This window comes from Bradyrhizobium sp. LM2.9, assembly GCF_054056555.1.
In genome coordinates this window covers 4,568,642-4,580,802 of record NZ_JBSRYJ010000002.1, presented here as the reverse complement: position 1 = coordinate 4,580,802, position 12,161 = coordinate 4,568,642, and the positions used below count along the sequence as shown (strand labels likewise).

The following is a 12,161-nucleotide window of genomic DNA, read 5'->3' as shown; positions in this document are numbered from 1 at the left end:
AGAATCGTCAGCCGCCGACGCGGGCGAGGCCGCTGCGGGCGGCGTCGTCGCGTGGACGAAGCGAGACCGCCTTGGTGTAGGACGCCGCCGCCTTGGTCCTGTCGCCCAGCCTTTCATAGGCTTGTCCGCGTGTGCTCCAGACCTGGGCATTGTGCGGATCGGCCTCGGAGGCCTCATCCAGATCGGCCGCAGCTTCCTTGACCTTGCCGAGGGCGAGATAGCTGATGGCGCGGCCGAGTAGCGGCTCGACCTTCTGCGGGTTGAGTCCGCTCGCGGAGCTGAAATCGGCGATCGCGAAGTCGTGCTGGTTTTTGCTTTGGTAGATCAGGGCGCGGCCATAGAGCGCCTGCGCATTGTAGGGATCGAGCCCGACCGCGAGATTGAATTCATCGAGCGCGGCCGCCGTCTCGCCGGACTTTGCCAAGGCCTGGGCCTTTGCCGTATGGGCCTGGGCTTCGCTGACGTTGTTGGCGCTGACCACGTTCTCAGCCGTCGTGGCAGTCTTGGGCGCCTCCTGCGGCTTCTCCTTCTCCGGCATCAGCGATCCCAGATCGAAGGAGCAGCCGCAGAGTGCAATCCCCGTCAAGGCCAGCGCGAGCGGCTGCTGCCAGATCAGGCGGAACCGCGCCAAGCGGCGCTTGGGGAAAGGGGAGGCCATCTACGGTTCGCTCGCGCCGGTGCCGCATCGGTAGTGCCCCGTCCCAGAAAGGCACCGCTCACAAAACAATAACGCGGACCAGGGGCCCGCGTCATCGAAAACTGTAGTCTTTTCAGGTCTGGTAAATCAGCGCGGTCCGCGCGGACCAGCACTTGCACCAGCGCCAGCACCCGGGCCGCCACGACCGCCACGATCACCGCCGGGGCCAGCGCCGAACACCGGCTTCGGCTTCATCGGCAGCAGGCCTTCGCGCTGCAGCTTCTTGCGGGCCAGCTTGCGCGCGCGGCGCACGGCTTCGGCCTTTTCGCGGGCCTTCTTCTCGGAGGGCTTCTCGTAGTGACCGCGGAGCTTCATCTCGCGGAAAATACCCTCGCGCTGCATCTTCTTCTTCAGCGCCTTGAGGGCTTGATCGACATTGTTATCGCGGACGAGAACCTGCACGCGGCATCCTCTTCAGTGGATCGGATTTGAATTCTGGTAAGTCAAAGGGGATGGCGAAGACGCGCAAGCCCTTAACCTTGAGGGCGCGGATGTATCAGACAAAACTGGGGATGTCCACCGACCAACCGCGTTTTCGGGCCAAGTTCAGCCATCAAATGAGGCAAAATACCACTGTGCGGCCCTGATTTGGGAGATTTGACGCCAAGGGCGGGGCCGTTCCGGAGCTTGTTCCGGAATCCTTGAAAGCAGGGGACGACACATGGATATGAAAAAATACGCGGCCGAGGCTATCGGCACCTTTTGGCTCACATTCGCAGGTTGCGGGAGCGCGGTGATCGCAGCCGGCTTTCCGCAGGTTGGTATCGGTCTGGTCGGTGTTTCCCTCGCATTCGGGCTGAGCGTGGTCACCATGGCCTATGCGATCGGCCACATCTCCGGCTGCCATCTCAACCCGGCTGTCACGGTCGGTCTTGCTGCCGGCGGGCGTTTTCCGGCCGGACAGATCCTGCCCTATGTGATCGCGCAGGTGGCCGGCGCGATCGTGGCCGCGTGGCTCCTCTATGTCATCGCAAGTGGAGCTCCCGGCTTCGACGTCAGCAAAGGATTCGCGTCCAACGGTTACGACGCCCATTCGCCCGGCCAGTACAGCATGATCGTGTGCTTCGTCACCGAGGTGGTGATGACCATGATGTTCCTGTTCATCATCATGGGCGCCACCCATGGCCGTGCGCCCGTGGGCTTTGCGCCGCTGGCGATCGGGCTCGCGCTGGTGATGATCCATCTCGTCAGCATCCCCGTCACCAACACCTCGGTGAACCCGGCGCGCAGCACGGGTCCCGCATTGTTCGTCGGCGGCTGGGCGACAGCGCAGCTCTGGTTGTTCTGGGTTGCGCCACTGATCGGCGGCGCGCTGGGCGGGGTGATCTATCGCTGGCTCAGCGACGAGCCCACCGGCGTCGTCGCGGGCGCGAAGACGGCGTAATTGCAAAGCGGCATCGCGGCATGCGCCGCGGTCCCGTTACTTGCCGGTCGTGGGTCGCACTTCGGTGACGTGGCCCATCTTGCGGCCGGCGCGCGGCGCGCCCTTGCCGTAGATGTGCACGGTCGCGCCTGGCACGCTCAGCCACTTGTCGTAGTCTTTGATCTCGTCGCCGATCAGATTGGTCATGGTGACGACCTCGCCGTGGCGCACGGGCTTGCCGAGGGGCCAGCCGGCAATGGCGCGGATATGCTGCTCGAACTGCGAAATTGACGCACCGTCGAGCGTCCAGTGTCCGGAATTGTGCACGCGCGGAGCGATCTCGTTGACCAGCACCTTTGGTCCGGTGCCGTTGGCGAGCACGAACATCTCGACGGCGAGCACGCCGACATAATCGAGCGCGCTCGCGATCTTGCCGGCGATGCTGCGCGCTTCCTCGGCGAGCACGTCCGGGATCCGGGCGGGCGCACGGGAAATCTTCAGGATGTGATCGCGGTGCTCGTTTTCAGTGACGTCAAAACACTCGACCTGACCTGTGGCCGAACGGGCGGTGATCACGGAAATCTCGCGCTCGTACGGCACGAAGGCTTCCAGGATCGCTGATTTGGTGGCGAGACTGGTCCACACTTTCGCGATGTCGTCGCCCTCGCGGATGATGGCTTGGCCCTTGCCGTCATAGCCGAAGCGGCGGGTCTTCAGCACCGCCGGAAGGCCGATCCTGACGATCGCCTCGCGCAACGACGAGACCGAGGTGACGTCGGCATAGGCTGCGGTGCCGATGCCGAGCCGCGTCACGAAATCCTTCTCGGCGAGCCGGTCCTGGGTGGTCTCGAGGATCTTGCGGTTGGGCAGCACGGGGCGCCGCGCATCCAGCACCATCGCGGCCGCGGACGGCACGTTCTCGAATTCATAGGTGATGACATCGACGTCGTTGGCGAACAGCTCGAGCGCTTCGACGTCGGCATATTCGGCGCAGGTCGCGTTCAGGACGACGTCGAAGGCCGGCGAGTCCGGATCGGGCGAGAACACCTGGCAGCGCAGGCCGAGCCGGGCCGCCGCCATGGCCAGCATCCGCCCCAATTGTCCGCCGCCGAGGATGCCGATGGTGTCGCCGGGCTTCAGCTTCACCTGCTTTGCGTCAGTCACGCCTTGTCCTCCGGACGCTCGGCAACCGCCTCGGTCTGCGCCTTGCGCCAGGCGGCCAAGCGATCGGCCAAGGCCGGGTCGGACAAGGCCAGCACGGCAGCCGCCAGCAGCGCCGCATTGATGGCGCCGGCCTTGCCGATGGCGAGGGTCCCGACCGGGATGCCCGCAGGCATCTGGACGATCGAATAGAGCGAATCAATGCCCCTGAGCGTCCTGGATTCGACGGGAACGCCGAACACGGGCAGTTCCGTCAGCGCCGCCGCCATGCCGGGCAGGTGCGCAGCGCCACCCGCGCCGGCGATGATGACCTTGTAACCGGCCACCTTGGCGCCCTTGGCGAACGCAAACAGCCGGTCGGGGGTGCGGTGGGCCGAAACGATGCGGGTATCGGCGGCAACGCCGAGCGCTGCAAGCGTGTCGGCGGCATGCCGCATCGTGTCCCAGTCCGACTGGCTTCCCATGATAACGGCGATCGGCGCGGTCATGACGTCAATTGTGCTCGAAAAACAGAAAGATAGGCCAGATTAACGGTTCCGGCCGGCGGCTCGCAAGGCGGTGGCAAGGAGAAGCGAATGCACTATCCTGTCTTGGTGAATATCCCCGCAAGCCTTCATTGAGCAGGATGCCCATGAAGAAACCAAAAACGGCGAGCGCTGCGAAGGCTAAAAAGGGCCTGAAGACCAGCGCCAGCCGCGCCAAAGCTGCCCCCAAAAGCCCGGCCAAGCGCCCGGCCAGGCGTTCGATCAAACCGTCGGGGCGCGAAGCGTCGGCCGATGACGGAGCTAAGACGGCCATCAAGACGGCCATCCGCAACCTCCGGAGCAAGCTCAAGGGGGCGCTGCGGCGGGTCGCGGAACTCGAAGCCGCCGCCGACACCGACTTCCTGCTCGAGATTCCGAACCGGCGCGGCTTCGAGCGCGAGCTCGCGCGCGCCGTCGCCTACATGAAGCGTTACCGCGCCAGCGGCGCGCTGATCGTGCTCGACGTCGATCGGTTGAAGCCGATCAACGATTCCTTCGGCCATGCCGCCGGCGACGAGGTGCTGAAGGCGATTGCCACAACGCTGGCGCGGCAGATCCGCGCCTCGGACGTGGTCGGCCGGCTCGGCGGCGACGAGTTCGCGCTGCTGCTCTGGAATCTCAGCGAGACCGACGCCAAGGCGAAGGCCGCGGCCTTCGAGGAGGCCATCGACGAATTGTCCTTTGTGTTCCACGGTCAGCACGTGAGCGCGGGCGCCTCTGCCGGCGTCGCCCTGCTTGGCATGCAGTCCGACGCCGCGCGCGCGCTGGAGGAGGCCGATGCCGCCATGTATGTGCGCAAGGCGCACCGGCGGCATGAACCGGGCATCAGGCTCGTCAGCAGCTGATTTCAGAGCGTGCCGAGGTCTTCCGGTACATTGCCGAAGCGGCGGAGCAGTTTGGCGTCACCGAATTCGCCGGTCATGGGATTGCCGCTGCGGCTGAACGCGACCGCGCCGATGTGGCCGGCGCTGTGCGACATAATTTCGGCGCGCCGTAACGCGGCCGCCGAGGTCTGGCATTCTTCGGCCGCACCTGCGACCGGCGATCCGTCGTCGTCGGTCAGGAAGGGTAATGCTACGTAATAGGTGACATCGGACATGGTCGGCTCCGATAGCTGACAGCTCAGGCGGCGCTGCTCTTGCTCCGCATCGTGCTGCGTGAGGACTCCGGAATGCAGCCGGCGGAAATCGCCGCCCGCAATTCTTCGAGCTCGGCCTCCAGATATTCATTGGCCATGATCAGCGCCTTGATGGTGCTGCGCAGATTGCCGTCGCACATGGCGATCGCCTGATCGCAGGCTTGTTCATAATGGCTGTTGTCGAGAAGGGCGGTTGCCGTCATCTGCGTTTTCCTTGGCATTTTCCTGGGGCGCTCGGTGCCAAAATGTTCTTATTTTGTTCCTTTGGAGTCAAGCGGATTCACGTGCGGCGGGCCGCCGCAAAGCCATTCCCTGTGGATCAGGCGATGATGTCCGGCGTGATCTGATCTTCGATGAACGCGATACGGTCGCGCAACAACAGCTTGCGTTTCTTCAGCCGCTGTAACCGCAACAGGTCGGGGGCGGGCGATTGATGCAGTGCATCGATCGCCGCATCGAGATCTCGGTGTTCCTGGTGCAACCGGGCGAGCTCGGATTCGAGTTCGCGCTCGTCTTCATTGGTCATGTTTGCGGTGGCCGAAAAACCGATAGGCGTGAGAGAGATTAAGGCTGTGGATGCCCTGTGGAAATTATCGTCCTTGCGCGGCGTGATCGCAAGCGATCTGCGACCGTCGCTCGCCGATCTCCCGCGACATATTTCTGCGGCTTGCGACGGCGCTGCGCAAGCACGTTGATATCATGGATTTTTCCCGCGTGGTTCCCTTGCTCACGCTTCGTTACATATGAATTTTCAAAAATGACGGTGCGACGACGGATACCCATCGACAGAACGAATCGGTGATGTAGACTTCCTTGTCCGGATCGAATCCTAAAGGTTCAAACTACCGAGGAGGTTTCGAATGACAATTCAGGCACATCTCGTTGAATTGGAGCGGAAGCACAAAGTTCTCGAAAACGAACTGCACGAAGCTCTCGTGCACCTTTCAACAGACGACCTGCAAATTGTTGAGTTGAAGCGCCGGAAGTTGATGGTCAAGGACCAGATCGAGCGTCTCAGGCACGGCGACACGCTCCACTAGTAACCCCGTAATAGCGTAAAATTGATCGTACCCTTTCACGCAGGGGTGAGAGCCTGTGCGCTCATCCTTGCGGCAAGGTGCGCGCCGCGCAATCATTGCGCGAGACCGAGCCCTGCGAGTTCGGCGACGTGATCCGCGATCGCGAGCGATGACGTCAATCCGGGCGACTCGATGCCGAACAGATTGACCAGGCCTTCGACGCCGTGATCGCGCGGGCCCTGCATCAAGAAATCCTGCGTGGCCACCGCCGGCGGCACGATCTTCGGGCGGATGCCCGAATAGCTCGGCATGAGCGCGTCGTCAGGCAGCGTCGGCCAGTATTTGCGGATCGCCGGGTAGAAGCGCTCGGCGCGTGACGGGTCGACCTCGTAGTCGATCGTCTCGATCCATTCGACGTCAGGGCCGAAGCGTGCCTGCCCTGCCATGTCCAGCGTCAGGTGCACCCCTAGCCCGCCGGGCTCGGGCACCGGATAGATCAGGCGCGAGAACGGCGCCCTCGCATTGCAGCTGAAGTAGTTTCCCTTGGCGAGGTAGGCCCGCGGAATCCGGTCCAGCGGCATGCCGTCGATGTTGCGCGCTACCGTGGTCGCCGAGAGCCCCGCGGCGTTGACGAGGAGGCTGCATTGCAGCGTCATCGGCGCTTCGCCGCCCGCCTCGATCTCGATGACGCCGGCGGTCGCCTTGGCGCGGATCAGCGGGGTGTGAAACGCGAAGGCCGCACCCGCGTCCTCGGCTTCACCGCGTAGCGAGAGCATGTAGGCGTGGCTGTCGATGATGCCGGTCGACGGGGACAGCAGCGCGGCATCGCAGGCAAGCGCCGGCTCCAGCGCGCATGCCGCCTCGCCCGTGAGCAACTGCATGTCGAGCACGCCATTGGCTTCGGCATGCGCCTTGATCGATTGCAGCTTCTCGGTCTCTTTCGGATTGGTCGCGACGATCAGCTTGCCGCAATTCCTGTGCGGGATGCCGCGCTCGGAGCAGTAGCGGTAGAGCGCGTGCTTGCCGTCGACGCACATGCGCGCCATCCAGCTCCCGGCGCGGTAGTAGATGCCGGCATGGATCACCTCGCTGTTGCGCGAGGAGGTGATGGTGCCGATGGCCTCGGCTTCCTCGAGCACGATCACCTCGCGCCCGGCCTGCGCCAGCTTTCGAGCCACCGCGAGCCCGACCACGCCGGCTCCGATGACGACGCAGTCGACCCTATCCATGGCTGTGCAGGACGTCCGCTCGAAGCGAAGGAGGCCTCAGACCTGGGGAGGACGGCGCGGGGGCGTTTTCCGTTAAGGAGGCATTTATCATGTCAGGGCAATTGCCGTATTTGGCGTCACATTTTTCCGTTGCACGTACAGGCGTTTACCCGATCCAAACCGGCGAGGCCAGACAATCCGACGTTGAAATCGCGGGTGGCTGATGGCTGAGAAGAACTGGCACGTGGGCAGCACGCTTCCGATTGCGGTGCAGGCCGTCGTGTGCCTGGCCGCAGCCGTCGCGCCTGCGCGCGCCTTTGCCCTCTCCGACAGCTTCGCCCCGCCGAGCTATCTCGGCGAGCTCAATCCCAACGTGATCTGGGAAGCCTTGATCGCGGGTGTCGTCATCTGCTCGTTCCTCGCCGCGATCGCGCTGTGGATCCATTCCTCGCTGCGCCGGACCAGGCGTCTGCAGCTGCGGCGCAATGCCTTCATCTCCTCCGCCATGAACAATCTCAACCAGGGCGTGGTGATGACGGATGCGCAGCGGCGCGTCATCTTCTGCAACGATCGCTATCTCGAGATTTACGGCCTCGGCCGTTCAGAGCTCTGGTCGGGCATGACGGGACCCGACATCCTCGCGTTGCGGCGCAAGCGTGGCGTCCTCGGCGTCGCCTCCGACGACGAGTTCTACGAAAAGGCGGCAAGCACCAACGGCTTGATCACCGAACTGCCGGACGGGCGGGCCATCCTGGTGAAATATTTCGTGCTGCCCAACGGCGGCTCGGTGGCGACGCATCTGGACGTTAGCGAGCAGCGTAGGCTGTCGCGGCAGCTCGCCTCCACCAAGCAGTTCCTGGAAACGGTGCTGGACAACGTGCCGGCCTGCGTGGCCGCGAAGAGCATCGAGGATGGCCGCTACATCTTCGCCAACAGCGCCTATGAGCGCTTCTGGGGATTTTCGCGGGACCAGGTCGTCGGCAAGAACGCGCGCGAGCTGTTCGGGCCGAATTCGGCGGCCAGCATCGAGGCGACCGATCGGGCGGCGCTCATCGCGCCCGCCGGCCAGTACCGCAACGAATTCGAGGTCGAGCGCGGCGCGACCCAGCGCATGGTGGCCTCGATCCGGATCGTGGTCCGCAACGAGAGCAACAAGCCTGAATTCCTGCTGGTGGTGTTCGAGGACATCACCGACCGCCGCTCGCTGTCGCAGGAGCTGGAGAGCACGAAGAAGTTCTTGGAGCTCGTGGTCGACAACATCCCGGTCGCGCTGATCGTCGAGCAGGTCAAGGACGGCCGCTATCTGCTCGCCAACCGCAGCGCGGAGACGATCCTGAACCGCAGACGCGAGGACGCCACGGGCCTGACCGCGTCCGACATCTTCAATCCCAAGGAAGCCAAGCTGATCATCGCGCGCGACGAAGCCGCGATCAAGAAGCGCGGGATGATCACCGAAGAGCATCCGATCTCGACCAAGGACGGCCTGCGACTGTTCCTCACCCGTCGCGCCACCGTGCTGAGCGACGCCGGCGAGCCGCAATATCTGATCAAGACCCACGAGGACGTCACCGATCGCCGGCAGACCGAGTCGCGCATGGCGCACATGGCCTATCATGACGGCCTCACCGATTTGCCGAACCGTGCCGCTTTCTTGCAGGCGCTGACCCAGATGATCGAGGCCTGCGAAGGCACCGGCGAGGAGTTTGCCGTTCTGTGCGTCGACCTCGACGGTCTCAAGGAGGTCAACGACGTCTTCGGTCATGCGCACGGCGACAAGCTTCTGGTCGAGGTGGCCCAGCGGCTCCAGGACTCCGCGCGCGGCGGCGTGGTGGCACGTCTGTCCGGCGACGAGTTCGGCCTGATCATCGATGGCAAACAACCTGAGGCAGGTCTCGCGCTGGCGCAGCAGATCGGTGATGCCGTCGCCAAGGAATTCCAGATCGACGGCCGCCCGGTCCGCGCCGGTGTCACCACGGGCATGTCGATCTTCCCGCACAACGGCGCCGACGGCGCCTCGCTGCTCGCCAATGCCGGCGCGGCGCTGTTCCGCGCCAAGCAGAAGTCGCGCGGCACGATCAGCCTCTTCCAGCCGGAGATGGACCAGCAGATCCGCGATCGCCGCGTGCTGCATCAGGACCTCTCGATGGCGATCAAGAACGGCGAGCTTTCGCTGGCGTTCCAGCCGCAGGGCGCCACGGGCCACAGCGTCGCCGAGAGCGAGATCATCGGCTTCGAGGCACTGGCGCGCTGGCAGCATCCGGTGCGCGGCCAGGTCTCCCCGGCCGAATTCATCCCGATCGCGGAGGAAAGCGGCCTGATCGTCGAGATGGGCGAGTGGATCCTGCGCGAGGCGTGCCGCGAGGCGGCGTCCTGGCCGAAGCCGCTCCAGGTCGCGGTCAATCTGTCTCCGGCGCAGTTCATGCACGGCGACGTGGTCGGGCTGGTCCATTCGATCCTGATCGAGACGGGTCTCGCACCCGGCCGGCTCGAGCTCGAAATCACCGAGGGCGTGCTGATCGAGGACTTTGATCGCGGACTTGCGCTGCTGCGCCGGCTGAAAGCGCTTGGCGTGCGCATCTCGATGGACGATTTCGGCAGCGGTTATTCCTCGCTGAGCTATCTCCAGGCGTTCCCGTTCGACAAGATCAAGATCGACCGCGCCTTCATCATCAATCTCGGCCGCAACCCGCAATCGGCGGCGATCGTGCGCGCGGTGATCGATCTCGGCCATGGCCTGGAAATGTCGATCGTCGCCGAGGGCGTCGAGACGCTCGAACAGCTCGCCTTTCTCGCCGAGGAAGGATGTGACGGCGTGCAGGGCTATCTGCTCGGCAAGCCCCTGCCGATCGGGAAATATGCCGGCCTCGTCGGCCGCGCCGAAGTCATGGAGCTTGCGCTCAAGACCGGCTAGAGATGGCGAGCGTTTCGCTCCTTCTCGACGGCTTCATGGCGGATTACGACCTTGCGATCATCGGTGGCGGGCTGAACGGTGTCAGCCTCGCGCGCGATGCCGCCGGCCGCGGCCTGCGGGTCATCCTGTTGGAGCAGGGCGATCTGGGCGGCGCGGCATCGTCGGCAACGCCGCGGCTGATCCACGGCGATCTGTCGGTCCTGGAACGGCGCGGCTTCCGGCGGGTGCGTCGGGCGCTTGCCGAGCGCCGGACCTGGCTCCGGATCGCGCCGCATCTGGTCCGGCCGATGCGGTTCGTGAATCCCGGCGCATTCCGACGAGCGTCCGCCATGGCTGTTGCGCGCCGGCCTGTTACTCTACGACAGCCTCACCAGCCGGAGCGGCCTGCCGGGAGCGACCACGCTCGACATCACGCATCATCCGGTCGGCAACGCGCTGAAACGACCGTTCGGCACGGCCTTCGAATATTCGGACTGCGTCGTCGACGATTCCCGCCTGGTGGTGCTGACGGCCCTGGATGCGGCCGAGCGTGGCGCTGCAATCCGAACCGGAGCGCGCTGCGTGCGCGCCGATCGAACCGACACATGGCGGCTCGCGGTGGTCGATCGCGGCCATCGCCGCACGATCACGGCCCGGGCGCTGGCCAACGCCACCGGCGGCTGGACCTCGATTGTCGCGGAGACCGTGCTGCGGCAGCCGCAACCCGCCATGGCGGCGATGCAGATGAGCCAGATCGTCGTCCCACGGCTGTTTGATTCCGATAACGTCTACGTTTTCCAGAACAGCGATGGCCGGCTGATCTTCGCGAGCCCCTTCGAGCGCGACTTCACGCTGATCGGCACGATCACGCACGATTTCATCGGCGATCCCGCGATCGTCGCGATGCCGGGGGCCGACGTCGGCTATCTCTGCGAAGCGGCCAGTCGCTATTTCCGCGCGCAGATCGCCCCGACCGACGTGGTGCGCGCGGTTTCCGGCGTCAACCTGACGCTGGCATCCACGCGCCGCCGTGACGGCACGACGCTGTTCCATGCGCGGCGCCGCAAGGCGCCGCTGATCACGATGTTCGGCGGCGACGTCACCACCTCGCGCCTGCGCGCGGAGCGGGCAGTGACGAAGTTGACGCCGTTCTATCCGACGTCGCCGTCCTGGACCGCAGGCGAGGCGCTGCCGGGCGGTGATTTCGCCTGGGATCGTTTCGACACCGAGCTCGATCTTGCGCGTGACCGCTGGCGCTTTCTCTCGGAGCCGCAGACCCAGCGCCTGGTGGCGGCTTATGGTTCGCGCCTATCAGCGGTGCTCGGCGAAGCGAACAGCCGTGACGATCTCGGCCCGGCTTTCGGCCCTGAGCTGACCGGCGCCGAGGTACGCTATCTCATGACCCACGAATGGGCGCGCTTTCCCGAGGACATCCTGTGGCGCCGCTCCAAGCTCGGCCTGACGATGCCCGCGGCGGACCGCGATGCGCTGGCGGCGTTCATGGCGAACCTGAACTAATCAGAGCCGCGCGTGCCGGGCATCCTGCCGGGATCGCGAGCACCATGGCGGATGGCGTGGATGATGATCTCCTGGCTCCGAATCTCGTAGAAAACGAGAAACGGGTGGGGCGTTGTGGTTAGCCTCCGGATATCCGGATCGTCTGTTCGCAGGCCGATCTCAGGATGCGCCAGCAGCAGGCCGACCACGTCCTGAATGCGCTTTTGGACACGTGCTGCTCCCCGCGGTGACGTCGCTGAGATGTAGGTTAGAATCGAATCGAGATCGGCCAGCGCCGGAAGCGTATAGCGGATCTTCACAGGCCGTGTTTGGCCCAGGTCGCGCGGACTTGAGCCTCGGTTGCGAATTCGCCTCGCTTTGCAGCCTCCTTGGACGCGGCAATCGCCGACCGCTCGTCATCCGAGAGGATGACGGGGGCGGCCCCTTCCGCGCCGGCGAGCTGCATCACAATTCGGGCGATGTTATCCTGCGCGTCCGCCGGCAGACTGCGCGCGATTTTCAGGGCTTGATCCAGCAGCTTTGTCATCTCTGTAACCTTACGCCATTTGGGGGCTAGCATGAAGACCAATTCGGGCCGATCCGCCCCGACCCGGTTGAGGTAGGGGTGATCGGCCGCTAGCGTGCGGCGGAATCGGGGTTGGCG

At 64.7% G+C, this 12,161-nt stretch carries 14 protein-coding genes and 1 pseudogene; 5 read left to right on the top strand and 10 right to left on the bottom strand.

What is annotated here, in order from left to right:
* Positions 1-7: 7 nt before the first annotated feature.
* Together ACVWW3_RS23930 and rpsU are read right to left on the bottom strand one after the other, a co-directional pair.
* On the bottom strand, positions 8-658 hold the full coding sequence (locus ACVWW3_RS23930; RefSeq protein ID WP_354106106.1) for a tetratricopeptide repeat protein: 651 nt from the start codon (positions 656-658) through the stop codon (positions 8-10).
* Between the two features lie 126 nt (positions 659-784).
* Positions 785-1,099 (bottom strand): 30S ribosomal protein S21, encoded by a 315-nt coding sequence (gene rpsU / locus ACVWW3_RS23925; protein ID WP_007614218.1) that lies wholly within the window; start codon positions 1,097-1,099, stop codon positions 785-787.
* A 259-nt stretch (positions 1,100-1,358) separates the two neighbouring features.
* Here rpsU and aqpZ point away from each other — a divergent pair, with 259 nt between their 5' ends.
* Positions 1,359-2,081, top strand: a complete 723-nt coding sequence (gene aqpZ / locus ACVWW3_RS23920; RefSeq protein ID WP_456648454.1) for an aquaporin Z — start codon at positions 1,359-1,361, stop codon at positions 2,079-2,081.
* A gap of 36 nt (positions 2,082-2,117) precedes the next feature.
* Here aqpZ and ACVWW3_RS23915 read toward each other — a convergent pair whose 3' ends face one another.
* Together ACVWW3_RS23915 and purE are read right to left on the bottom strand one after the other, a co-directional pair.
* Positions 2,118-3,224, bottom strand: a complete 1,107-nt coding sequence (locus ACVWW3_RS23915) for a 5-(carboxyamino)imidazole ribonucleotide synthase (RefSeq protein WP_456648455.1) — start codon at positions 3,222-3,224, stop codon at positions 2,118-2,120.
* The gene (gene purE / locus ACVWW3_RS23910; RefSeq protein WP_247343133.1) at positions 3,221-3,709 is read right to left on the bottom strand and encodes a 5-(carboxyamino)imidazole ribonucleotide mutase; all 489 of its coding nucleotides are present in this window, start codon (positions 3,707-3,709) and stop codon (positions 3,221-3,223) included. Before purE ends, ACVWW3_RS23915 begins: the two co-directional genes overlap by 4 nt.
* A gap of 143 nt (positions 3,710-3,852) precedes the next feature.
* On the opposite strand from purE, the gene ACVWW3_RS23905 reads away from it, so the two are divergent.
* Positions 3,853-4,590, top strand: a complete 738-nt coding sequence (locus ACVWW3_RS23905; protein WP_247447511.1) for a GGDEF domain-containing protein — start codon at positions 3,853-3,855, stop codon at positions 4,588-4,590.
* A 2-nt stretch (positions 4,591-4,592) separates the two neighbouring features.
* On the opposite strand, the gene ACVWW3_RS23900 is transcribed toward ACVWW3_RS23905, so the two are convergent.
* The 3 genes from ACVWW3_RS23900 to ACVWW3_RS23890 all read right to left on the bottom strand — a co-directional run bounded on the left by ACVWW3_RS23900 (position 4,593) and on the right by ACVWW3_RS23890 (position 5,409).
* Positions 4,593-4,844, bottom strand: a complete 252-nt coding sequence (locus ACVWW3_RS23900) for a hypothetical protein (RefSeq protein ID WP_247343141.1) — start codon at positions 4,842-4,844, stop codon at positions 4,593-4,595.
* 23 nt (positions 4,845-4,867) lie between these two features.
* Positions 4,868-5,086 carry a hypothetical protein gene (locus ACVWW3_RS23895; protein ID WP_247343144.1) on the bottom strand — a complete coding sequence of 73 codons (219 nt, stop codon included), beginning with the start codon at positions 5,084-5,086 and terminating at the stop codon, positions 4,868-4,870.
* 116 nt (positions 5,087-5,202) lie between these two features.
* Positions 5,203-5,409 (bottom strand): YdcH family protein, encoded by a 207-nt coding sequence (locus tag ACVWW3_RS23890; protein ID WP_247343148.1) that lies wholly within the window; start codon positions 5,407-5,409, stop codon positions 5,203-5,205.
* A gap of 334 nt (positions 5,410-5,743) precedes the next feature.
* Here ACVWW3_RS23890 and ACVWW3_RS23885 point away from each other — a divergent pair, with 334 nt between their 5' ends.
* Entirely contained in the window at positions 5,744-5,923 is a 180-nt protein-coding gene (locus ACVWW3_RS23885) for a YdcH family protein (protein WP_247343151.1), read from the top strand.
* A 92-nt stretch (positions 5,924-6,015) separates the two neighbouring features.
* Here the strand turns inward: ACVWW3_RS23885 and ACVWW3_RS23880 are convergent, their stop codons facing one another.
* Entirely contained in the window at positions 6,016-7,131 is a 1,116-nt protein-coding gene (locus ACVWW3_RS23880; RefSeq protein ID WP_247447512.1) for an NAD(P)/FAD-dependent oxidoreductase, read from the bottom strand.
* Positions 7,132-7,333: 202 nt separating this feature from the next.
* Here ACVWW3_RS23880 and ACVWW3_RS23875 point away from each other — a divergent pair, with 202 nt between their 5' ends.
* Both ACVWW3_RS23875 and ACVWW3_RS23870 read left to right on the top strand, forming a co-directional pair.
* A complete protein-coding gene (locus ACVWW3_RS23875; protein ID WP_456648456.1) occupies positions 7,334-10,021 on the top strand; it encodes a sensor domain-containing protein in 2,688 nt (895 codons plus the stop codon).
* A 35-nt stretch (positions 10,022-10,056) separates the two neighbouring features.
* Positions 10,057-11,518, top strand: a pseudogene (locus ACVWW3_RS23870) (glycerol-3-phosphate dehydrogenase).
* Here the strand turns inward: ACVWW3_RS23870 and ACVWW3_RS23865 are convergent.
* Together ACVWW3_RS23865 and ACVWW3_RS23860 are read right to left on the bottom strand one after the other, a co-directional pair.
* Positions 11,515-11,817 carry a type II toxin-antitoxin system RelE/ParE family toxin gene (locus ACVWW3_RS23865; protein WP_456648457.1) on the bottom strand — a complete coding sequence of 101 codons (303 nt, stop codon included), beginning with the start codon at positions 11,815-11,817 and terminating at the stop codon, positions 11,515-11,517. The pseudogene ACVWW3_RS23870 and the gene ACVWW3_RS23865 overlap by 4 nt on opposite strands.
* Positions 11,814-12,044 carry a hypothetical protein gene (locus tag ACVWW3_RS23860; RefSeq protein WP_247343162.1) on the bottom strand — a complete coding sequence of 77 codons (231 nt, stop codon included), beginning with the start codon at positions 12,042-12,044 and terminating at the stop codon, positions 11,814-11,816. Before ACVWW3_RS23860 ends, ACVWW3_RS23865 begins: the two co-directional genes overlap by 4 nt.
* Positions 12,045-12,161 lie beyond the last annotated feature (117 nt).